18 protein-coding genes are annotated in these 25,115 nt (G+C 34.5%); all 18 read left to right on the plus strand.

Translation table 11 applies throughout. The annotated features are described in order from the left end of the window. The first annotated feature begins 153 nt into the window (after positions 1-153). The 18 genes from IGI65_RS07750 to IGI65_RS07835 all read left to right on the plus strand — a co-directional run bounded on the left by IGI65_RS07750 (position 154) and on the right by IGI65_RS07835 (position 24,733). A complete protein-coding gene (locus IGI65_RS07750) occupies positions 154-1,287 on the plus strand; it encodes an AI-2E family transporter (protein ID WP_438773776.1) in 1,134 nt (377 codons plus the stop codon). Positions 1,288-1,393: 106 nt separating this feature from the next. After that, on the plus strand, positions 1,394-2,767 hold the full coding sequence (locus IGI65_RS07755; protein WP_071864766.1) for a hemolysin family protein: 1,374 nt from the start codon (positions 1,394-1,396) through the stop codon (positions 2,765-2,767). Positions 2,768-2,920: 153 nt separating this feature from the next. Further along, positions 2,921-4,501, plus strand: a complete 1,581-nt coding sequence (locus tag IGI65_RS07760) for a peptide chain release factor 3 (protein WP_438773778.1) — start codon at positions 2,921-2,923, stop codon at positions 4,499-4,501. 122 nt (positions 4,502-4,623) lie between these two features. Continuing rightward, positions 4,624-5,520, plus strand: coding sequence for a tyrosine-type recombinase/integrase (locus IGI65_RS07765; RefSeq protein WP_438773779.1), 897 nt, complete (start codon positions 4,624-4,626; stop codon positions 5,518-5,520). Between the two features lie 73 nt (positions 5,521-5,593). Next, positions 5,594-6,079: a hypothetical protein gene (locus tag IGI65_RS07770; protein ID WP_438773781.1), complete on the plus strand. Its 486-nt coding sequence runs from the start codon at positions 5,594-5,596 to the stop codon at positions 6,077-6,079. Positions 6,080-6,184: 105 nt separating this feature from the next. After that, positions 6,185-7,708: a type I restriction-modification system subunit M gene (locus IGI65_RS07775; RefSeq protein ID WP_438773782.1), complete on the plus strand. Its 1,524-nt coding sequence runs from the start codon at positions 6,185-6,187 to the stop codon at positions 7,706-7,708. Further along, positions 7,698-8,945, plus strand: a complete 1,248-nt coding sequence (locus IGI65_RS07780) for a restriction endonuclease subunit S (RefSeq protein ID WP_438773783.1) — start codon at positions 7,698-7,700, stop codon at positions 8,943-8,945. Before IGI65_RS07775 ends, IGI65_RS07780 begins: the two co-directional genes overlap by 11 nt. A 92-nt stretch (positions 8,946-9,037) precedes the next feature. Next, positions 9,038-9,433 (plus strand): P-loop NTPase fold protein, encoded by a 396-nt coding sequence (locus IGI65_RS07785; protein ID WP_438773784.1) that lies wholly within the window; start codon positions 9,038-9,040, stop codon positions 9,431-9,433. Beyond that, a complete protein-coding gene (locus tag IGI65_RS07790) occupies positions 9,430-9,864 on the plus strand; it encodes a P-loop NTPase fold protein (protein WP_438773785.1) in 435 nt (144 codons plus the stop codon). Before IGI65_RS07785 ends, IGI65_RS07790 begins: the two co-directional genes overlap by 4 nt. A gap of 247 nt (positions 9,865-10,111) precedes the next feature. Continuing rightward, on the plus strand, positions 10,112-13,207 hold the full coding sequence (locus IGI65_RS07795) for a type I restriction endonuclease subunit R (RefSeq protein ID WP_438773786.1): 3,096 nt from the start codon (positions 10,112-10,114) through the stop codon (positions 13,205-13,207). A gap of 36 nt (positions 13,208-13,243) precedes the next feature. After that, complete coding sequence (locus tag IGI65_RS07800; protein ID WP_438773787.1) at positions 13,244-14,368, plus strand: sigma-70 family RNA polymerase sigma factor; 1,125 nt, start codon at positions 13,244-13,246, stop codon at positions 14,366-14,368. Beyond that, positions 14,340-17,687, plus strand: a complete 3,348-nt coding sequence (locus IGI65_RS07805; protein WP_438773788.1) for a helicase-related protein — start codon at positions 14,340-14,342, stop codon at positions 17,685-17,687. Before IGI65_RS07800 ends, IGI65_RS07805 begins: the two co-directional genes overlap by 29 nt. Before the next feature lie 931 nt (positions 17,688-18,618). Further along, on the plus strand, positions 18,619-20,217 hold the full coding sequence (locus IGI65_RS07810; RefSeq protein ID WP_438773790.1) for a hypothetical protein: 1,599 nt from the start codon (positions 18,619-18,621) through the stop codon (positions 20,215-20,217). After that, positions 20,214-20,474 (plus strand): hypothetical protein, encoded by a 261-nt coding sequence (locus IGI65_RS07815; protein WP_438773791.1) that lies wholly within the window; start codon positions 20,214-20,216, stop codon positions 20,472-20,474. The genes IGI65_RS07810 and IGI65_RS07815 overlap by 4 nt, the downstream gene beginning before the upstream one ends. Before the next feature lie 127 nt (positions 20,475-20,601). Then, on the plus strand, positions 20,602-21,231 hold the full coding sequence (locus tag IGI65_RS07820) for a recombinase family protein (RefSeq protein ID WP_438773792.1): 630 nt from the start codon (positions 20,602-20,604) through the stop codon (positions 21,229-21,231). A gap of 982 nt (positions 21,232-22,213) precedes the next feature. Next, entirely contained in the window at positions 22,214-22,492 is a 279-nt protein-coding gene (locus tag IGI65_RS07825; protein WP_438773793.1) for a hypothetical protein, read from the plus strand. After that, the gene (locus IGI65_RS07830) at positions 22,482-23,276 is read left to right on the plus strand and encodes a metallophosphoesterase family protein (RefSeq protein ID WP_438773795.1); all 795 of its coding nucleotides are present in this window, start codon (positions 22,482-22,484) and stop codon (positions 23,274-23,276) included. Before IGI65_RS07825 ends, IGI65_RS07830 begins: the two co-directional genes overlap by 11 nt. Further along, the gene (locus tag IGI65_RS07835; RefSeq protein WP_438773797.1) at positions 23,273-24,733 is read left to right on the plus strand and encodes a hypothetical protein; all 1,461 of its coding nucleotides are present in this window, start codon (positions 23,273-23,275) and stop codon (positions 24,731-24,733) included. The genes IGI65_RS07830 and IGI65_RS07835 overlap by 4 nt, the downstream gene beginning before the upstream one ends. The last annotated feature ends 382 nt before the right edge of the window (positions 24,734-25,115 follow it).

Genomic DNA, 25,115 nt, shown 5'->3' on the forward strand with positions numbered 1-25,115 from the left:
TTTCATTATTTTTTTGATTATTGCCAAATAATCGGCAAACTTGCTTGCTTTAAGTTTGCAATCTAGTTATTTTTTGATAAGATTAGTAACAACTAAAATTAAAACAGAATCACCAAATTGTAAACTGTTTTGTTTAGACAAAGGAGTGTTCGCTTGTTAGACAAACTAAAGAATTCAAAAATCATGTTTTGGTCGCTGGAGTTGCTGATTTTAGCTACTTTGATTTTTGTTTCAACTAAAATTGATTTTATTTTTAAACCTATCGGTACCTTTTTTTCTACTCTTTTTGCTCCAGTATTAATTGCTGGCTTTTTATATTATTTGTTAAATCCAATTGTGAACTTATTGGAAAAAAGAGTCAAATTAAAACGTATTTACGGCATCATCTTAGTTTTTCTACTTTTAATTGGTGCACTGGTCTTATTGATTGGTAGCGTGATTCCAAGTCTGGTTAGCCAGATTAGTTCTTTAGCAGAGAGTACGCCATCTTTTATCGCCAGTGTGGAAAAGTGGATTAGAGAAATGGCCCAAAGTCCATTTTTCAAACAAATTGACTTACAAGCCCAGTTTGATAAATTAGATATTTCATATGGGAATATCATTCAACGTTTCTTAAGTAGTTTATCAAACAGTATCGGCTCAATTGTCGGTCAAGTAGCCAATGCAACAATGATTATTGTAACTGCACCGTTTATTTTATTTTATATGTTAAAAGACGGCAATCGTTTGGTGCCAAACATTGAACGCTTCTTTCCTAAAAATCGCCGCGAACAAATTGTTGATTTGTTAGGGAAATTGAATTATACCTTATCTAAATATATTAGTGGTCAAGCGATTGAATGTGTTTTTGTGGCGACTTTTACTTTTATCGGTTATCTAATTATTGGGGTCGATTACGCCTTTTTATTTGGCGTTATCGCCGGTGTTACGAATTTGATACCTTACCTTGGACCTTATTTGGGTTTGATGCCGGCTGTTTTAGTTACAGTCTTTGATTCACCGCTAAAAGCATTATTATGTTGTGTCGTGGTTTTAATCGTCCAACAACTAGATGGCAATATCATTTATCCGAATGTAATCGGTAAAACATTAGCCATTCATCCTTTAACAATTATTTTAGTGTTGTTAGTGGCGGGAAATATTGCCGGTCTATTAGGAATTTTCTTAGGCGTGCCTTTTTATGCCGTCTGCCGTGTTTTGGTTACCTTTATTGTCAAACTTATTAAAGAAGATAAAAAAGTAGCAGAAGTTCCCGTAACAAAAGATGAAGGGCAAAAAATAGAGTAGTGTGGTTTTTATTGCAAAGAATTTACCTTTGTGATACGATTTTAGCGTGGTAAGTACCACGCTTTTTTTCTATTTAAACATGAAAATATAAGGAGAGAAAGAAATTATGAATTCTGACCCCGAGAGTCAGTCGCTGATCGCCCAGTTTTTATTACTAATTGTTTTAACGTTAATTAATGCCTTTTTGGCAGCATCGGAAATTGCCGTTGTTTCAATTAACAAAAACCGGGTGGAGCAAAAAGCTGAAGAAGGCAATGTCAAGTCGCAAAAGTTATTGAAAATATTGGAAAACCCAACGAATTTTTTATCTACGATTCAAGTGGGGATCACATTAGTCAATATTTTATCTGGGGCGTCTTTAGCCGACACACTATCCAGTCGTCTAGCACCTGTTTTAGGTGGCGGAGCCGCCGCTAAAAGCATTGCCAATATTATTGTTTTAGCAATTTTAACTTACGTATCAATCGTTTTTGGTGAATTGTATCCTAAGCGAATTGCTTTAAATAAATCAGAAGAAGTGGCGACCTTTACTTCTGGTGTAATCCGTGTAATTGGAACCATTGCAAAACCATTCGTTTGGTTATTATCAGCTTCAACGAGTCTTTTGGCTAAAATTACGCCAATGGATTTTGACGATGAAGATTCGAAAATGACGCGAGACGAAATGCGTTATATGTTAGAAACAGAAGGCGTTTTAGAAGAAGACGAATTAGAAATGCTGCAAGGCGTTTTTTCTTTGGATACAAAAGTCGCCCGTGAAGTGATGGTGCCACGTACAGACGCATTTATGGTAGATATTAATGATCCAATTGGCGATATCGTAACCGAAGTACTGTCAGAAAATTATTCTCGTATTCCAGTTTATAATGAAGATAAAGACAAAGTAATTGGTGTCTTGCATACGAAAAATCTGTTAAAAGCGGCGTATCAATTTGGTTTTGAAAATATTGATATGCACAAGATTTTACAAGAGCCTTTATTTGTCCCAGAAACAGTTTTTATCGATGACTTATTATACGAATTGAAAAAAACCCGTAACCAAATGGCGATTCTTTTAGATGAGTATGGCGGGATGGTTGGGGTTGTTACTTTAGAAGACTTATTAGAAGAAATCGTCGGTGAAATTGACGATGAAACAGATGAAGTCGAAAAGCTGTATGAAAAAGTAAATGACCATGAATACATTATCCAAGGGCGGATGTTAATCGATGAATTTAACGAAGCTTTTGATACGGATCTGCATATGAGTGACGTAGATACAATGGCGGGTTATTTAATTACAGCACTAGGGACAATTCCAGATGAAGGTGAAAAACTTTCCTTTAAAGTAGATAACCTAACGCTGATTTCAGAAGAGATGGAAGGATCTCGAGTGTTAAAAATACGCGTTATTTTCCATGATCCTGAAATTGAAGTTGAACCAGAAGAAGAACGTCGTCATTTTCGTAAAGAATTTGAAGATGATGAACCAAGACGTTAAGTAAGGAAGTGATGTGCTGAAATTTTAGCACATCCTTTTTTTATCATTTATGAAATTTTCAATCCGTGCTATACTAGCATAGTTGTTTTAGATAAAAAAAATCAAGTTAATGGTTAAAGCCATTTTTAATTTAATGAACCAAAGGAGAACATAATGGATAATCCAAATTTAAGAAAAGAAGTCGATAGTCGTCGAACATTTGCGATTATTTCCCACCCGGATGCTGGGAAAACGACAATTACTGAACAATTATTACTTTTTGGTGGCGCAATTCGCCAAGCCGGAACCGTCAAAGGTAAAAAGACCGGTAATTTTGCTAAATCTGACTGGATGGAAATTGAAAAACAACGGGGGATTTCTGTAACCAGTTCAGTGATGCAATTTGACTATGATGATAAACGGGTAAATATTTTAGATACGCCCGGGCACGAAGATTTTTCTGAAGATACTTATCGAACATTGATGGCAGTTGATAGTGCTGTCATGGTAATTGATAGCGCCAAAGGGATTGAAGCCCAAACAAAAAAACTATTCCAAGTTGTCAAAAGACGGGGAATTCCAATTTTTACTTTCATTAATAAGTTGGACCGTGACGGCCGAGAACCACTGGAATTATTAGAAGAATTAGAAGACTTATTACAAATTGAATCTTACCCAATGAATTGGCCGATTGGGATGGGAAAAGGCTTAGAAGGACTGTATGACATTTATAATGAACGGATTGAACTGTATCGTCCTGAAAATTATGGTGGTGAACGTTTAATTCCTTTAGATCAAGATGGTGAAATTCCTGCCGACCATCCTTTTAGAGGGAGCGGGCAATACGAGCAAGTTTTAGAAGAAGTAGAGCTAGTCAAAGAAGCAGGAGATAGTTTCGACCGCAAAAAAATTGCCAACGGGGAACAAACGCCAGTCTTCTTCGGTTCTGCTTTGACCAATTTTGGTGTCCAAACTTTCTTAGAGACATTTTTAGAATTTGCCCCATCACCTTATGCTCATAAAACACAATCAGGTGATGAAGTTAGCCCTTATGAACCAGAATTTTCTGGTTTTGTCTTCAAAATTCAAGCGAATATGAATCCTGCCCACCGTGACCGGATTGCTTTTGTTCGGATTTGTTCTGGCACTTTTGAACGAGGCATGGACATTACTTTAGAGCGTACTGGTAAAAAAATGAAGTTAAGTAATGTAACGCAATTTATGGCTGATGCTAGAGAAAATATCCAAGAAGCTGTAGCCGGCGATATTATCGGGGTCTATGATACTGGTAATTATCAAATTGGCGATACCCTTTATGAAGGCAAGTTAAAAGTGGCTTATGAAGAATTGCCGTCATTTACACCAGAGTTATTTATGAAAGTTCAAGCAAAAAATGTGATGAAGCAAAAATCTTTCCATAAAGGTATTCAGCAGCTAGTGCAAGAAGGTGCAATTCAAATGTATCGGACGTACTTAACTGATGAGTATGTAATTGGCGCAGTTGGGCAATTGCAATTTGAAGTTTTCCAATACCGGATGAAAAACGAATACAACGCTGAAGTGGTGATGACACCAATGGGACACAAAATCGCCCGTTGGATTGATCCAGAACAATTGGATGAAAAAATGGGCTCCTCGCGAAATATTTTGGCGCGAGATCGATTTGACCAACCACTATTCTTATTTGAAAACCAATTTGCAGAACGCTGGTTTGCCGATAAGTACCCCGATGTGAAGTTGAAGAGTTTGATGTAAGGAACGGTGATTTAACAGTGTTTATGGGATGTTAAATTGAGAATTACTTCAAATAAATGCTGACTATTGGATGGTTTATAACCTCTTTTCTATCAGAATTTGATGGAAAAGGGGTTATTTTAATGGACTGGAATGAAGGAATAGAAGAGTTTTGTTTGGACATTACTATTCGTGGGTTCTCCAAAATAACGATTAAAAATTATCGAAGTAAATTGAAAAATATCGCAGACTACTTTACCGAAAAACATATCCAAATTCTAGAATTACGAACAACCGATGTGAAACGCTTAATCTTGCATTATCAGGAAAGGGACTATCAAGCAAGCACCATCAATATTAATATTAGTCGCTTGAAGAAGCTATTTGATTATCTTGTTGAAGAAAACTTGGTTCAAGAAAATCCTGTGCGTATTCGTCCCTTACCAGAACAAAAGAAAATTGTGAGTATCTTGACGGACAATGAGATTAAAGAGCTCATTGTAGCAGCTAAAAAACATCGCTATCCTTTACTGGCGCAACGAAATGTTGTCATTTTGATGCTAATGGTGGATTGTGGTTTGCGCATAAGTGAAGTTGTGGGAATTAACAATCAAGACGTTTTAGATAAGCAAATTATTATTCGTAATTCAAAGAATAATAAAGACCGTGCTGTCGCGATTAGTCCTGTCCTGAAGAAAGAATTGATTAAGTACAAGCGGATAAAAAAGAAAAAGTATCATGGAGAAGATCAAGAAGCTTTTATAGTGAGTTATCAACAGCGACGTTTGAATAAAAAAGCCATCTGGGAAATTCTAAGAGGATTATTAAATCAGACAGGGATAAGAAAGTCCGTACATCCCCATACATTTCGTCATACGTATGCCAGTATGCAGGTACGCAATGGTTTGGATATTTTTACAATTAGCTTGAACATGGGACATAGTGAAATTAATACGACTCAGAAATATTTAAGCAGTCTAAGAAGTGATGACTTTATCGAGAAATCTATTAAGACAAGTACGTTGATGAATTTGAAATAAAGCGAACGTACGTTCTTGATTGTGCCGCTTTTTTAATTTATAATCTAATTATAAAATAAAGGAGGAGAAGTGGATGGATACAGCATTAATTGGCTTAGGAGTCTCTTTAGCAGATGTACTTTCCCGAAATACAGTTGATTATGTCGGAGATAAAATAAGATTAGCAAAAGAGAAAAAAGATTTACAAAGTCGTTCAGTAGCATATGAGGAAATCATTAATCAATTGCTAGAAGATAAAAATAATTCAATTTTACTTGCTACAAAATATAAAGAAGCCTATGAGCAAGTTACAATCAGTGACGAGGACATTGAGTATCTTCAGAAAACTTTGCGAGGAGCTATTAAAATATTATTTGCATTTTCTCCCCAAACAGATGAAGTGAAATTTTCAATTGATACCTTAATTGAACTGCTAAATAAAGATACTTTGAAAACGATGCAGTTACTTGGTTTTAATTACAGAGAAGCAATTGGACAACCGCTGACAGAAGTTTGTTCGCAAGCAATTAAAGAAAAGTTGAAAGTAGTACCAAATATTCCGAAGAATAAAAAAAGATAGCTTATCATTAAAAAGACGATTTGTTGGTTCATAACAACAAATCGTCTTTTTAATGATAAAATAGTATCGTGGAATACATTATTATAGACTAGGAGAATTTATTTTATGGCTTCAGCAGAATTAAAAATTGAAGAACAGCTGTGGTTAACGGCTGATAAGTTACGTGGAAGCATGGATGCTTCTGAATATAAAAATGTTGTTTTAGGATTGATCTTCCTGAAATATGTATCAGATAGTTTTGAGGAAAAACATGCAGAACTATCTCAGGACGAATATGCTGATCCTGAAGACAAAGACGAATACTTGGCAGAAAATATTTTTTGGGTACCAAAAGATGCACGTTGGTCAAATATCAATAAGAAGTCAAAATCACCAGAAATTGGTCAGATTATCGATAATGCCATGATTGAGATTGAAAAAGAAAATCCCACTCTTAAAAATGTCCTACCTAAAAATTATGCACGACCACAACTAGACAAAGTACGTCTAGGGGAAACCATTGATTTGATTACCAATATCAAAGTTGGAGACAAAGCGAGTCGAAGTACAGACGTATTAGGGAGAACATACGAATATTTCCTAAGCAAATTTGCAAGCGCTGAAGGTAAAGGTGGCGGAGAGTTTTATACGCCACGTTCAGTCGTTAGTTTGTTGGTAGCCATGCTGGAACCTTATGAGGGGCGAATTTATGACCCCTGTTGTGGATCTGGTGGGATGTTTGTCCAATCTGAAAAGTTTGTCGAAGAACATCAAGGGAAAATTGGCGATATTTCGATCTATGGTCAAGAGTCAAATCCTACCACTTGGCAATTATGTAAGATGAATTTGGCAATCCGTGGAATTGATGGCAATATTGGGCCACATAATGCGGATACTTTTCATAATGACTTGCACAAGGGATTGCGGGCTGACTATATTCTTGCAAATCCACCATTCAATATTAGCGATTGGGGTGGTGAAAAGCTTACAGAAGATGCTCGTTGGAAATATGGAGTTCCACCAGTAGGTAATGCCAACTACGCATGGATTGAACATATGGTATCAAAATTGGCACCAGAGGGAACTGCTGGGTTTGTTTTAGCAAACGGCAGTATGTCGACTAGTCAACAAGCTGAATTGGCTATTCGTAAAAATCTTGTAGATGAAGATATTGTGGAATGCATCGTTACATTACCAGGACAAATGTTTTACTCCACTCAGATTCCAGTCTGTTTATGGTTTACAACGAAGTCAAAAGCTAAGCTCAATGAACGTGATCATCGTGGTGAAATTCTGTTCATTGATGCCCGAAAAGAAGGTTTTATGGCTGATCGAACCCATAAAGAGTTTAGCTCTGAAGATATTGAAAAGGTAGCAGATGTTTATCACGCCTGGAAAGGTACGAATGATCAAGCGTATGAAAATGTAGCTGGTTTTTGTAAAGCAGCAAGCCTAGAAGAAGTTCAGAAACAAGACTATATCCTAACTCCAGGACGCTATGTTGGATTAGCTGCTGAAGAAGAAGACAGCGAACCATTTGAAGAAAAAATGGAACGATTGACGACAACACTTTCAGAACAATTTGCTAAATCTCATGAGTTGGAAGAAGAAATAAGAAAAGCTCTGGGAGGGATAGGATATGAGATATAGTTTTGAAGAGATTTTTAGTGTATCTTCAGGTCTCTCCAAAAAAAAAGGTGAGTTTGGTACTGGGAATCCATTTGTTTCTTTTAAAGAAGTTTTTGATAATACATTTTTACCAAAAAAATTGACTCAATTAGTTCAGACTAATGAAGTAGAGCAGCAAAAGTTCTCTGTAAAAAAAGGAGATTTATTTTTAACAAGGACATCAGAAAAATTTGATGAATTAGGTATGAGTAGCATTGCACTGAAGGATTATCCTAAAGCAACGTTTAATGGCTTCAGTAAAAGGTTGAGACTTAAACAAAAATATGAAGAGTTATTTGATATAAAATATCTAGCTTACTATATGAGAAGTCCTTTTTTTAGAAATCAAATTATCGCAATGACAACAATGTCTACTAGAGCAAGTTTAAACAATGAAATGATTTCACGACTATTTATTGATATACCCAATCTGGAAACTCAGAAGAAAATTTCAAATATCTTGTATATTCTTGATTCTAAAATCGAACTCAATAATCAAATGATTGCTACGTTGGAGGAGTTAGCAGCGACCCTATTCAAGCGCTGGTTTGTTGATTTTGAGTTTCCTGATGAAAATGGGAATCCCTATAAATCCAGCGGTGGTAAGATGGTGGATAGTGAGTTAGGGGAAATACCTGAGGGGTGGGAAGTGAAAGAAGCAAAAAAAATTGCTAATATAAAAATCGGTAAGACACCTCCTAGAAAAGAGAGTAAATGGTTCTCTAATCAAGATGGAATTAAGTGGATTTCAATTGCAGATATGGGCAAGAATAATATTTTTGCTTTAAGGACAAAGGAAAACTTAGTGGAATCCGCGATAAATAAGTTCAACATAAACATTGTACCGAAAAACACAGTTATTTTAAGTTTTAAATTAACTTTAGGCCGCGTAAACATTACTAATAGTGATATGGTAACAAATGAAGCTATAGCGCAGTTTAAAGAACCCAAAGTTCCTTATCAGTATTTATATTTATACCTAAAGCAGTTCAAATTTGCTAATCTTGGAAATACATCTTCAATAGCTCAAGCAGTAAATTCAAAAATAATTAAAGCTATGCCAATTCTAGTTCCTACAGAGAAAGTATTAGTTGATTTCGAAAATTTAATTTTAAGTATTTTTGAAAAAGTACGAAATATAGAAGAACAGTCTTTATTGTTAATAAAACAGAGAAATCTCTTATTACCCAAACTTATTTCCGGCGAAGTGGATGTTTGATTTTTTGAAGAAAGTAGATGTTGGTTGATAGTAATAATGATGATGCAATCAGAAAGTTGCTGGAGATAGACTCATTAAATTGAAATAAAAATTTGAAAGTATTGATCAATTTCTTAAACAATATTGAAGGTCAAATGGTTTTGAATCCCGATGGTGGCTGGGGAACTGGAAAATCTATTTTTTTAAAACAACTAGAATATATCAATCAAAATCATTATGAATTTTCACCAACTATTGTTGAAAAAATGCCTCCTAATCTAATCGATAATTTCAAGGAAAAATATGAAGTGTTTTGTTATAATGCTTGGAAGAATGACTTGTATGAATCGCCACTGGAATCCTTAGTATTTCAATTACTAATAAAATTTAGTGAAGTAGATCAAAGAGAGTATCAAGTCCAAGAGAATACCAGTCACTTCAATAGTCTTTTGAACTCTGCGGGTATTCTAGGTGGTAATATAGTTTTGAAAAAATATCAGGTGGTTTGATAGAACTGTCTGATTTCAAAACTGATAAAGAGGATATCACTAAACCAATAACCTCTACTAAAAAAAGAAAGCAAGCAATTGAGGAATTGTTGAAACTAATAGTGGAATCATTGAATAAGAATTTACTAATTATAATTGATGAATTAGATCGGTGTAAACCATCGTATTCTGTTGAACTTTTAGAAGTGATTAAGCATTTATTTAATTCAGATAATATAGTGTTTCTTTTTGCAAGTAACAAGACTGAGCTCATCCAAACTATCAAACTAATTTATGGACAGGAGTTTGATGGATATAAATATTTGAATCGTTTTTTTGAATTTACTTTACCTCCCGTAGATGTAAAAGAGTATTTAAGATATAAGTTTTCGAATAAGTTTAGTCTCCAATATCGTTATGTAAATACAATTTGCTTTTTGTCAAAAAAATAATTTTACAGATCGTGAATTTTTTGGTAAAAGAAACTTTGGAAAAGAAAATGAGGATAATCCTTTCGACTTTGAAGTAGAAGCAGAAAAAATCTATCAGTATATTACCCAGGTGGATGATTCTTCATTTGAGGGAGAAAGCGAAAATTATGTGATGAAAGATATGATAGATATCCTTACTATGCTAAGTGATATCAATTCTTTTGAATAACAAATCAATATAAGTAGAGATAAACTAAGGAGGTGCAAAATGACAGATTTCCGTTTCACTGAAGCAGAACTAGAAGAAACAGCCCTGGAATGGCTAGAAGAAGTTGGTTATATTGCTTTATCTGGTTCACAATTTGAACCAGGCGGGGATCTATCTTCTCGTAAGAGCTACAATGATGTTGTCTTAGTGGATAATCTAAAGAATGCATTAATTTCAATTAATCCAGAAGTAACGATGGAAGTAATTGATGAAGCAGTGCGCAAGGTGACGATTCCGCAGCATCCTAAACTAATGGTCAATAATAGAACCTTTCATAAGTATATTACGGATGGCATCGATATTGAAGCCAGAGAGGGGATCAACAACGTTACGAAAAAGTTATGGTTGTTTGATTTTGAACATCCTGAGAATAATGAATTTCTCGCCGTGAATCAGTTTGTTATTCAAGAAGGAGATAAGGAAAAGCGACCTGACGTGATTCTTTTTGTAAACGGATTACCTCTGGTGGTGATCGAGTTAAAAAATGCGACGAATGAGAATGTGGGAACCAGTGACGCGTTTAACCAGTTGCAAACTTACAAATCATCCATTCCAACTTTGTTCAATTTTAACGAGATTATGGTAATCAGTGACGGGTTTAATGCCAAGGCAGGAACTCTCTCTAGTAATGAAGAGCGTTTCATGGTTTGGCGTACCATGGATGGGCACAATGAAACAGGAACGACTCATACTCAACTAGAAGTTTTGATCAAAGGAATGCTGAATCCAACAGTTCTTTTGGATTTGATTCATCATTTTATTCTGTTCAAAGACGATGGTCGAGAGGTCATTAAAATATTGGCAGCATATCACCAATACCATGCTGTTAATCGGGCAGTGGACGAGACGAAACGAGCAGCTTCCACTGAGGGAGACCAGAAAATTGGTGTAGTTTGGCATACCCAAGGGTCAGGGAAAAGTTTATCGATGGTTTTCTATTCTGGGAAGTTGATACAAGAGCTGGATAATCCTACGATAGTTGTACTGACAGATAGAAATGATCTAGATGATCAGCTTTTCTTGACGTTTAGTCAGTCTAGTGAGATCTTGCGACAATCGCCAAAACAGGCTGAAAATCGTGAAGATCTAAGAAACTTACTATCTGTTGAAGCAGGTGGTATCGTCTTTACCACGATGCAGAAATTTTCACCCGAGGAAGGGGTAAAGATGGCTGCGCTGACGGAGAGAAGAAATGTAATCGTAATGGCAGATGAAGCCCATCGCAGTCAGTATGGCTTTTCGGGTAAGCTATCTCAAACAGAAGAAAACGAGTATGTGATGAAGTATGGTTATGCGAAATACCTTCGTGATGCCTTGCCAAATGCTTCTTATATCGGGTTTACAGGGACACCAATTGCCAGTACCGATAAGTCTACCCGTGCCGTTTTTGGCAATTATGTGGATGTGTATGATATGACACAAGCGGTTGCAGATGGTGCAACGGTAAAAATCTATTATGAAAGTCGTATTATTCCACTGAAACTGCCTGAAGGGACTAATCTGGATCCGATGGTAGACGAAATCATGGAAGAACAAGAAGATTATGTTGTCTCTAAGTCGAAAAGTAAATGGAGTCGTCTTGAAGCAGTGGCCGGAGCACAATCTCGATTAGAAGTTCTAGCTAAAGACTTTGTGGAACACTTTGAGGAACGTCAGAAAGCCTCTTTTGGAAAATCAATGATTGTAACCATGTCTCGACGAATCGCAATTGACTTGTACAAAGAAATCGTGAAGTTACGTCCTAACTGGCATTCAGACGATGACGACAAAGGACGAATCAAAATTGTTATGACTGGATCTTCTAGCGATCCCGAAAGTTGGCAACCCTTTATAGGCAATAAGGCTCGCCGTGAGAAATTGGCGAATCGGATGAAGGATAATGATGATCCGCTGCAAATTGTCATTGTTCGAGATATGTGGCTGACAGGGTTTGATGTGCCAGCGATGAATACCATGTATCTTGATAAACAGATGAAAGGTCATAATTTGATGCAGGCGATTGCCCGTGTCAATCGTGTGTTTAAAGACAAAGAGGGCGGCTTGATTGTCGATTATATTGGAATTGCCGATAGTTTAAAGGAAGCGTTGCAAGAGTATACTCCTAGCGATCAAGAACAAGCAGGCGTGGATGTAGCGGCTGCCGTGAACATTATGTTGGAAAAGTATGATCTCATAACAGAACAGCTATACGGTATTGACTATGAGTCTTTCAACAGTGAGAAAGCTTCTGTGAAAATGAAGACGCTTAATAATACAATGGATTATATTCTAGGCTTGGGTAAGCAGCAAACCAAGCTTTTCAAAGATCTGGTAACAGAATTGTCAAAAGCTTATGCTCTGTGCGCCACTGAGGATGCTGCACAAGAAATCAATGCTGAAATTGCTTTTTTTAAAGCTGTTAAAGTTGCGCTGATGAAGTTGGATATTACTGGCAGCAAGCCGACTCAAAAACAGGTCGATGAACAATTGAAACAACTCCTTTCAAAATCGGTAGTTGCAGAAGGTGTTGTTGATATTTACGAATCTCTAGGGTTGGAAAAACCTGACTTGTCCATTTTATCAGATGAATTTTTAGCTGAAGTTCGTGCTTTGCCACAAAAGAATGTTGCGGTAACACTCTTGGAACGTTTGTTGCGTGGAAAAGTAAAATCTGTTCAGCGAACAAATCTTGTCCAAGCAAAGAAATTTACAGAGATGCTGAACGGCTCAATTGATAAGTATAATAAACGGACAATTGAAACATCTAAGGTCATTGAAGAACTGATTCAAATGGCTAAAGAAATGAGTGAAGCTTTACAACGTGGGGAAGATTTAGGCCTTTCAAAAGATGAAATTGCTTTTTATGATGCCTTAGCGGATCACCAAACAGCAAAAGAGGTCTTGGGAGATGAGACCCTAAAAGCTATTGCTCATGAACTGACAGTTGCTATCAAAAACAATATGAGTGTGGATTGGTCAGTTAGAGAAAGCGCCCGTGCCAAAATGCGTGTAACTGTACGTAGATTGTTGAAGAAGTATGGTTATCCACCTGATTTGCAAAAGATGGCCGTAGATAAGATTGTGCAGCAAGCAGAGTTGATGGCGGGATCGTTGTAGGAGTTATTTAATTTGATGAGATGTGGGGGGAGAGGATTGTTTGATGAATCAATTAATCAAGAGATTCAATTTTTTCAGAGAAAGTACCCTGATAAAAAGATAAATTTTGAGATTATTACTACTGAGGATCTTAAAAAAGATAGCTCTATTTTTATATCAGAATTGAGAAATGAATTGATTTCTGAATTAGAGCACACTGGAGACATAGCTTCCCTAGAATCTAAGCTAGATCTTTCAATGTTTGATGATGAAGAGTTCAGATCGTTGGATGAAATAATGATATCCGATGATTTTCAACAAAAACTAAAAGCTCAAAAGCTTCAAGTTGATTCTCTGTATAATAATGACTATATAGAAGCTTTTCAGGAAGATGATGATCAATCTTCTCTTGCCGCATTAGTCGAAGCAAATCGACGTCTGGTATTAAAAATTGCTCAACGGTACAAGAGACAGTTGACTAATTCAATTGATATGGATGACCTAGAACAATTTGGTATGCTTGGCCTTATGAAGGCTGCTGAAAAATTTGACTTATCGAAAGGCTTTGCTTTTTCTACTTATGCCACTCATTGGATTCGACAGTCAATTAGTAGAGGGATTATGGATACCAGTCTAACAGTTAGACTTCCAGTTCACCTAATAGAAAAAATTAATAAATTGACACGGCTTGAAAGTACAATATTAAATGAAAAACTTGAGGTAAACCTCCCGTTACTTACGGCAGAAATGAATATTTCGATAGAGCAGTACCATGATTTAGTGGCTCTTCGAAATACCTATCTTTCTACAATTAGTTTGGATATGCCAATTGGTATTGATAGAGATACCACTATTGGTGATATGTTGCCAGATAATGAATATGATATTGAGACAGTCATTGAACATGATTTTTTAAGGTCAGATTTAGAAAAGACATTGGATTATTTGAATGAAAAAGAGCGGAAAATTATTGATTTAAGATTTGGTCTTAAAGACGGTGAGATAAAAACTCTTGAAGAAATAGGGCAAATGTTTGGTGTCACTCGAGAAAGAATACGGCAAATTGAGGCAAAGGCAATTCGAAAGCTAAAGAAAAGAGCTAATCGAGAATTGATAAGTGATTATTACTATACGAATGGAAAGGATAGTATTGATGATGGCAAATATGAAGGAAATAGTTAGAAGCAGAATAGAGAGCGCTGTCATTGGGGAGAAAGAAAAACCTTTTCTCATCGTTTTTAAGGGAATACCCGACGAATATCTTCCCGTCGATTTTGGGACTCGATTGGTAGATTCTTCATTGTTTTTCCCATTGGATAAAATCGATGTGGACTATGTTCGAACAAAGACATTTTCTGAGATGATTTCTAAAAATAATAAAAGTACAGAGTTTTTCTGGATAACATTTGAAGAGTATTGCGTTTTAGAGAATATTTTAACAATTGCGTTTGAGATTAAAATTATTGAAAATAACTTATATCTCACGAAATTCCCTTATAGAGGTACGTTATCAGATATTGAGGATATTTATACTCGGTTTTATTATGATAATGATGAAATGATTCAAGAATCAAAACAAAGAGAATATGAGAGTGTAGCGACCTTTTATGGTGATATTGACTTTTCATCTGAGACAAATAGTTATTATGTTACGTATCATGTGGTAGATACTGGTGAAATAGAGGTAGTTAGTCTTTTTGAAAACGAAGAAGAATATAATTCCAACGATCAAGTGTTTTCTGAGGAAATATTAACTGCAGATTATTCTATTGAATTGTCAGATGATGAGCTCCCTTTTTTGGATTTGACAGAATTATTAACTTCAAAGCAGAAAGATACTGGAGTAATAGAGTTTATCTTAACAACTGACTTTCGAGAATTATCCAACAATTATCTTGGTAGAATAAATATACTTCAGAATGTCATATCGCCAAGAGTTAATTTTGTTTTTACAGAAAAAACAATTAAGCGAAAAGAGATAAAAAGATTACCAGAATATTTAGAGATTCTGAAAAGTTATTGGGGATATAGTGGATTTAAAGAACTTGAAATGTACTTAAACATTGAAAGTCGGGATCTAAAGACCGTATTAATTTCACAGGCTCAAATTATTGATGACATTGTTAATCAAGCTGATGCTGCAATTACTGGCAAAGATTATCAGGATATTTATATTACATCTGCCACTGGTTCAGGAAAATCAATCATGTTTCAAATTCCAGCACTCTTTATGCGTGAAAGATTTTCAACTGAGAAACCTTTGACTTTGATTATTTCCCCATTGATTGGATTGATGAATGATCAAGTTGAATCGATGGAAAAACGGGGAATTAAAAATGCAGCGAGAATCCATTCAAATACACCTCCTTATAAACGGGATAAGATATTAAACGATGTCGCTGAAGGTAGCATTGACTTGTTGTATCTTTCACCAGAAACTCTACAAAGTCGATCTGATATTTCAATGCTGATTGGGGAACGAAAAATTGGCTTAGTAATTATTGATGAAGCGCATATTGTAACAACCTGGGGAAAGTCATTTCGAGCTGATTATTGGTATTTAGGAATCTATCTTTCGAAACTGAGAAAGAAACAGCGCTTTCCAATTGTAACTTTTACCGCTACTGCAATATATGGTGGAAAAGATGATATGTATATGGATACACGTGATAGTTTGAATATGGAGAAACCAATTGCCTATTTTGGTAAGGTCAAACGGGATGATATTGTTATGTGCATTGATTCTTCTGGTAAGTCATTTAATAAAGCGGGGAAAGATTATCGAAAAGCAAAATATCAGCTTGCATGGGACAATCTAAAAAGAGCCGAAAAATTGAGGCAAAAAACATTAATGTACTTTCCTACAGTTAGATTACTACGTGAGTTTAAGAACTTTTTAGAATTAAATGATCCTTCAATATCTGATGTGACAGGAATGTACTATGGACCGATGGACAAAGAAGAGAAGGATGAAGTTCTTAAAAGTTTTAAATCTGGGGATATTCGCTTTGTTCTTGCGACAAAAGCCTTTGGTATGGGAATTGATATTCCAGATATAACGAATGTATATCACTTTGCACCAACAGGAAATGTCGTAGATTATATACAAGAAATAGGGCGAGTAGCACGGGATCATAGTCTAGTTAAACAAGGCTATGCTTGGTTCGACTATCTCTCTAATGATTTTTCTGAAGTAAATAAATTGCAAGGTATGGGAGCAATCAAAAAAGAACAGATCGTTGAAGTGATGAGAAAAATTATTAGTATATATAAATCAAAGGGCTTAAGTCGGAATTTGATTGTTAATGCTGATGAATTTCGATATATCTTTTCAAAAGATTTGGATGATCCAACAGCACTGGATAATAAAATTAAAACAGTTATGTTGATGATAGAAAAAGATTTTTCTTCTCCTAAGAAAATCGGGTATTCGCCTTTTGTTGCAAGACCAAGATCGTTGTTTGGTAATGAGCAAATACTTGTAAAGGAACACTCGGAATCAGTTTTGCTGAACAGTAGGCTAAAGCCATTTTTTACAAAAATTTGTGAGTTGGAAAATTCTAACTATAAGTATGTATATTCTGTTGATGTTGCTGGGATTTGGGAAAAGTATTTTAAACAAATGACTTTCCCACAGTTTAAGTTTTCACTGTTTAATGAGAGTAAGCGGAGGGAGTTAGACTATTCTAGTATTTTTAAACACTTTACTTTTGCAACTGGAATCACAGTTCCAAGTGTTAATCAAAAAGAATATAGTAAAATTGTAAGTAGCTACAATGCATTACTCAATTCTTTTGAACGGTTTTGTAGAGAAAAGAGCCGAATCGAAAAATTCTTCAATATTAAAGAATTAGGTTCTTTTATTCAAAAAGATTTTCCTAGCATGGATGTTTTTAAAGCTAGATCAGTAGCACAAGTTATTGTTAATGCAGTTTTTGACTTTGGAAAGATCAAAGGATTACGTTTCTTCCATGAAAGAACGGATAAGAATGGAAATAGTTCGTATAAAATTGTTGGTCAAATTGATCGATTTATTGATGCTATAAAATATGGTCTGTCTAAGTTTTATCATGAAAGTAGAAATCGTTATGAAGATAGTAAAATCCTCTCTGTCTACTTTTATCGTGGTAATGATAATTCTAGTATTGATGAAGCAATTCTAGTTTTAGGTTTAGGCCAATCTCTGGATATCCTCGATTATGAAGTTTCAAGTGGCTTTAACCCACAAATCTATATTAGAATAAATTCGATTTATCCGTTGGAAAAAGCAATAAAAACTGGGGATCATTATCGAAATTATTTGCTTGAAGATGTTCATAGAAGGCACCGTATGAGCGTGGAAATGCTAACCTATTTGTTCACCTATAAAGCGGAAGGACGTTTGAAATCAGAAAGAATCCAAAACTATACCGATTTTTTTTGGGGAAAAATTGAAGATTACTTTTTAGGGATAATCCCAAAAGATGCGGAAGAAAGATTATATACTAAAGACAAAGATTAAGTTGCATAGTAAATTAATTCATGCTTGTCCAAGTTACCTGGCGTTTGTAGAATGATAAAGTAACAGAGTAAGTGGATATGAGTATGATTTCTGGGAAACTTCTTTATAATCATTCGACTATGTTACTAATATTTTTTAATACAGTATCTTTGTATTAACTTTGAAACTATATGAGTGATATGGCTATAAATTCAGATCTCTTTATGGAAGCGAAACAAGAGCAATTACCGTGGTTCAAAAACGTCAAAATATCGATGTTATTGAACCATGATACACTTTGTCTAACAAGTAGGAATAGTTATTGTTTGAGATCTGTTATGTAAAATGAGTATTTTATAAACATTAATAATAATAGTGAGTTGAGCTGGTCATAAACTGATCAGCTTTTTTTATTTATCTTGTCTCAATTTTTCCACTGTAGGGATGGTAAAGAACGCTGCGCAATCGCTAACAAGCCCTTGGCTTGTAACGCTCTGCTTTGATGGGAGGCGTGCCCGCTCCCATACCCCACGGCATCTTTAAAGGGTCTCGCTTCGCTCGAGCCCTTTAAGATTGTTATGCCATTTCTATTGTTAATACATAGCTGCACTCTGAATAAGAAAATAAAAAAAGACTTTTTTTGGAAAAGACTTTTAAAACTAAATTTTAGTTAGGTTCAAAAATGAAAAATAGGGACTTTTCATGTATAATAAATGCTGTTGTTTTTATGTGCCAATAAGAGGTTTTACGAAGTAAAGAGCGTTTTCTTGTTCTATTTTTAAGTTGATTAGTTATCCAGATCAACTTCGTTTCTATACCTATAATTATTTATTATTATTGGTTTTAATAATTACAGGTATAAAAACGAAGTGTTTTTACTGGAGTAGGTTCCTAAAAATTAGTGCTTTTTTTGACGTTAAACATCGTAAAACTGTAAGATGAGGGGATGTCTATGGGGAAAACAGGAAGAAAAATGACTTTGAAAGATTTTAAAAACAATATTGACAGGAATAAAAAATACGTTACTGTTGGTGATCGAGCGTACTTAAAAAAGCATGGCCATTATCGATGGTCAGAAATTGAAAAGCGAATTAGTCAAGACTACGATTATGTACAACGCGTTGAAGGCACTAGCGGGAAAGAGTTAGCGATTATTCTAGGTAGTAAGATTAAGCAAAAATCCTTAGTAAAACTTTCTGGTACAGGTATTCATAATGTAAAAGAATTTCAAAATGAGGCAACTGCTCTATTATGGAATTATATGATAGGAAGAACTGAAAGAAAAGAGTTTAAAGTTAAGGAATATCAAGAATATTCAGATTGGCAAATGACTGCAAAGCAATGGCTAATTGCCGCAGATATTTTACCGAGTTCGATGAGAGATGATGGCAAATACAATTACGTAAAGAATATGTATTACTACAATAAGTTCAAGAATAATGTATACAGAGAAAATATTAAACAAGATGCTATGAAGTGCTGTTACTGGGAAGTAAAAGAACGTCACTACAATGATTTGTTTAAATCTGTTAAGAGAAAATTAGAAAAACACATTACTTTTAAGGAAGTTCATGTAGGATCTGTACCATCGTATAAAAGTTTATTGAAACTATGGTTAAGAGCTTTTATGATTACATTCTATTTTGAAGATGTAGATTATGATATTGAGAAATTTGATGTGAACGTCTTATGTAACAAGATTCTTTTAAATTGGGAAGAATTATCAGTAGAAAAAATTGAACAGTTTCTTGAACTAACCGACATTGATTATGAAAAACTAACTCATGAGGAATTAAAGTTTCAGATTGTGAATTTTTGTTCCCAAAAAAAATGGGAGCTTGATATGGCTATTGATGAAGAAAAGAATCAAGGTGAATCTGGACAATATAATCGTAAGGAATTGACGTATGATCAAAAAAAAGAAATTGATGAACTGAAAGATAAACTTAAAATAGACGATAACCCAACAATTGATTGGAAATTAAAACTTCTTTTATATGAACGATATGATGTCATACTTGTTTGGGTTGAATACGAGATCAATTTAAATCAAGTTATTCAACATAAAAACAAGTACTACTATAACTTTAATGGAAAGGAAATCAAATTTCCTTTGGATAACGAACAAAGCAGCCTGCTACTGGAAAAATTTCAATTAGCTTGGTTTGAAGATTTTCATTTTCGAACTATTAATAGGGTAATTGAGCATATTTCTGACTGCGCTAGTTCGTATTTAGAACGGGACCGCTTAGTACCAGACTTTGCTCATAATTTGATAGCATATCAACTAAGAAAGAGTGGGCAGGAAATTTCGTACTTTTGGAAGCAGGATTTGGCATATTGGGCATTTTATAGGTTTATTGATAAGATTGATTCCCAAAAGATTACCGACTATTACACGACTAAATTGAGTCACTTTAAGGAGAATGAGTTTGTCGAAATTATTATTCTTAATGGAGATCTAGATAATTATTTTAGAGAGCTTCATTTCGAATCAAACTTTGATTTTACAGTTAAAACTATCAAGAATAAGGAGATGGTATCATTATGATAATCAAGAAAGAAATTGAAATGATTTGCCCAAAATGTAAGAAAAACGGAGTTATTTTAAATAATGAGTATTTAGAGTTATTCGATCGACTTGAAACAAATTATGAAGGCAACTATAGTGTCATTCAAGAATTGATTAGACAAAAAGTTTATTACGGTATTTGTAAGAACGAAGAGTGCAATTTTGTGGTGGAGAGTTTAGACAACGTCGGATATAACTTGGAAAAAAGTTGCTATTTTTGGAAAGAACCTTTGTAACTTTTAAGTGTACTTATAAGTAATAAAACGATATACTAGTAAAGTCATATGAAATATGGCTTTTTCTTTAAATAATTGTGTTACCTATGGGTTTTATCTTATTTTAAATTTGAGCTGAGGTGATTTTTTGTTTGTTGCATATTTACGAGTGTCGTCTGCTGATCAGAATCTAGCAAGACAAGAAGAGTTGATCAATGAATGGAAACAAAGAAATAATATATTGGATGATGATCTATTAATCTTTGAAGAAAAAGTATCTGGTAAAAATATTGAAGATCGGATGCAACTACAAGAAGTATTCCACTTTATTAGGAAGAAAGATACCGTTGTCGTAACTAGTCTGGATAGGCTAAGTCGCAACAGTAGGGATATCAAGCGAATCCTACAGACTATTCGGGAAAAAGGTGCAAACGTTGAAATACTTGATCTACCTGCCTTCACAGGTATTACGGAGCCAGCACTGAAAGATTTATTAACTAATTTAGTAATCGAGGTTTTTTCATATGTTGCTGAATCAGAGCGAAAGAAAATAAAAGAACGTCAGCGCCAAGGGATTGAACTTGCAAAACAACGTGGTGTTTATAAAGGGAGAAGAGTTAAATATAGTTCTGAAGCTATAGGTGCTGATAAATTGGTGTATGACCGAATTATTGAGATGCTTAATCAACAGAGGTCAATTAAAGATATTTCTGTTGAGGTTGGTATTCCACGAAAGACTGTTTACGCTATTCGTGATAGACAAAAAGTTACTGATTAATAGCAGGTGCTAGAGGCTTTCAATGTGATAAGTCCCTAGCATTTTTATTTCTAATTTCGGCATCATAATCAAAGTACATAACCAGGTGCACATCAAAGTAAACAACCAAGTATACATCAAGGTACACAACTAGGTGTACATCAAGGTACATAACCAAGTGTACATTACGGTACACAACCAAGTGTACATCAAGGTACACAACTAGGTGTACATCAAGGTACACAACTAGGTGTACATCAAGGTACACAACTAGGTGTACATCAAGGTACACAACTAGGTGTACATCAAGGTACACAACTAGGTGTACATCAAGGTACACAACTAGGTGTACATCAAGGTACACAACTAGGTGTACATCAAAGTAAACAACCAAGTGTACATCAAAGTACACAATCAAGTGTACATCAAGGTACATAACCAAGTGTACATCAAGGTACATAACCAAGTGTACATCAAGGTACATAACTAGGTGTACATCAAGGTACATAACTAGGTGTACATCAAGGTACATAACTAGGTGTACATCAAGGTACATAACCAAGTGTACATTACGGTACACAATCAAGTTTACATCAAAATACACAGCCAAAGTGAATTTGAAATTGTACTTGGAGATAACATCAAAAAAATAATCTGAAGTAATTATATTCAATATCAGGAGATTCATCTTTAAAAGTAACGCTTGATAAAATTGAAATTTTATAGACTTTTTTTAATTGTTATCTATTTGTTTACTCTAAAGCTTTGAATAAGCCTTTTAAGTGGTTTTATTTTACTTATTTGGTTATTTATAATATCCTCGATATGAAATGATGACGAAAAATATCGTTGTAATAATTGATATAAGAAATTTTTTGTAGAGGTAGGGGGAGGATTTTCTCAAAATAGACTTTATTGTGCTCGCAAAGGGAGTGAAGTATCTTTTTTCACTCCTACTCCTACCAATAAGCTCTATACTATTACTTTAATGGAGGAAATAAATATGGGGAAAATTAAAATTGTAAACATCAGTAAAAATAAGAAGAGAGAAAAGTTGGCATTTTCTTTTCCTGTTGAATTGATAGAAAAAGCTCAGTGGCAGAAAGTCAGAAGAATATATTTTTCTATCGAAAATAGGGGTAATTTTAATGATGTTGTTATAATGCAAGGTATTCGTACAAGAACAAATACTGAAAGAGTAAATAATATTCGACTTCCCAAAGGGTCTACTATAAAACTTGATTTAAGTTATAGGTATAGAGGGATAAAAAATGCAAATTGATTATATTTCGGATCTCCATTTAAATCATTATGTATCATTTGACAAGAATCCTCAAAAACAAAGGCGACAAGTCCAATCGTTTATTGAAAGAAAGTTTATTTCTTGTAATCGCGGTGATGTGATTGTTTTAGCAGGTGACTATTCTGAGTACAACTTTCAAACAATTTGTATGATTGAGCACTTTGCTTTGTTTTATAAAAATGTCGTGGTTGTATTTGGCAATCATGATCACTATCTCATATCGCAATCTCAAAAGAAGAAATACCAGGAATGTTCTGAAAATCGTTTAAATGAAATTCAGAACTATTTTCTTTTAAGAGATGACATCCATATTCTTCAAAATCAAATCAAAACAATTGATAATGTTACGTTTGCGGGAACGCGTTTGTGGTATCAGCTGACTTCTGAAAATAGTTTGACCTATTATAAAAAGTACAATAATGATAGTCAATTTATTTTTTCAAATTTGAAAGGTTCTGAAAAAGTGTGGGAAGAGTATCATCGTGAAGATTTTGATTTTTACAATTCATTATCTTCCGTAGATGTTATGATTACTCATCTTCCGCCTGTACAACCACCATTCAGTCCATTTCCTTTTAATGAATGCTATGTGTCTTCAGTAAATCGATTCAAAGCTTTAAAATGGATTTGTGGTCATCAACATCTGGTTGGTACTTTTGAAAGGGAAAATACAACTTTTTACATGAATGCGATTGGGTATCCTAAAGAAAATCAAGAGCAGGGTATACAGACATTTTTCATAGGAAGTAGTGAGAAGCAATGAAAAAATCTAATTATTTTAAAGAACTTGAAAAAAGTAACAAGGAAAAGCATAAGGAAAGATATCAAAAATTGCTTGAGCAAGCCAAAGAAAAACAACAAAAACGACTATCTGTGGAACGCTCTAAAGCTGATTCAAATGAGGGCGTCAAAAAAAAGTCAGTCAAAGTCAATCAAGATGAAGTTTCTCGTTTGAATAAACAAGTAATGGATTTGACGCGGCAATTAAAACGATTTAAAAATGATGCTGCATTGGAACGAAAAAAATCTCGAACTGTAAGAAGTGAGTTAAAGGCAGTAAAAGCGTATGCGACACAGCAACTTCAAGATGCGGAAAATATTAGAGAAGATGCTGACAAAAGATTTAAAGAAGCTGACAGGTTATTGAATGATTTGCGGTTATCTGGATGGGATGAAGAAAATACAGCATTAGAAGAGGTGAAACTTCGAAATGAGTTAATCGCCTTTTTACTTCAAGATAGAATTAAGATGAAGCGGTACGTAGATAAAGAGCATCAAAGAGATCGTCGTTATAATCAAAAGATTCAGGAGCGCGATCATAAGATAGAAGAATTAAAAGAACTAATTAAAGAGACTCGGAAATTTAGCGTCCAGCAAGAACGCCGTTTGGAAAATTTGCAAATTAAAAGCGATAAGCTACAATCCAGGTACAAAAAAATGCAACAAAATTTATACAAAATAAACAGTATAAATCCGCAAGATGTTATACCAAGACTGATTCAACAGTTGGACAGTAGAACATTTAGAAGTTTTAATCAGCTAAATACTCTATTTGAAAAGTATCAATGGCTTTTTCTTCATAATTCTAGGGAGATGAACCAAGCTCAGTCTGATGTTTTGTACGGATATCTTGAAGTCACAACTGAACAGGATCTTTTTTTTCATGATATAAATGATGAAATTATTCTACCTTTGAAAGTCCATCGTGGGTACGATAGAAAAGATTTACTAGTTGATGGAATGGCAATACAGGTTTTTCGTAAGTTAGATGAACCCGATGTTGTTTCCATAGGATACTGCTATCCTATTGTTGAAAAGGAAACAACTGAAGAAAGAAAGTTGAAAAAGAAGACAGCAACCAAGAAAAATCATCCCCAAGATATATTTGCTAATGAAGAAGTGAAAAAATGGGTCGCGGGTCTATCGTTGACTGTTGTTGGAAACAAACGTGTTAAGCCTTTTGTTGCATTATTGAGTAAATATGTAAAAAAGGTTGAACAAATTGATGCATATGAAAAGGGAGAAGATTATGTCTTTAATCATCTTCGTTCGTCTGATTATGCTTTTGTCTTGTTGGATAGTGTTCCACATACGGTAACTACATTTGTCAAAAGTTATGATCCTCTCGGTCAAAAAATTCAAATCTTTAACCTTCCAAATGAAGAGGATGGGTTGATACGACTAAATTATTTATATTGGAATCAAGCAGAGTCTAGATAAAATATTGTAGTAGGTGAGAGAGGCTGCTCAAACTGGGATCATACAGACATATTAATTAACTTTGATTATGATAAAAGAGGTAATGAGTTTGAAAATATTTCAATTTCAAAGATGCATGATATTCTAGAGGATTACTATTTTACAAAGAAAACAGTCAAAAAGATTATGGAAGAAAATTAACTGACAATGAAGAGTAGAGAGCTAAATAGAAAAAATTCCTAAATTGACCAGTAAATCCATTCGTTAATCTAGTTTAATTTTTGAATCAATTGTTCTAATCACCAATTGGAGATTTATCGAAAGACAAGGAGATTTCAGCGAGAAGAAAAGCTAGTCGTTTAATGTATCTCTCAGTCCTATTTTGTTTGTTCATGTGGTAGTG

The organism is Enterococcus sp. DIV0755b, assembly GCF_051713765.1.
Lineage (GTDB): Bacteria > Bacillota > Bacilli > Lactobacillales > Enterococcaceae > Enterococcus_C > Enterococcus_C canintestini.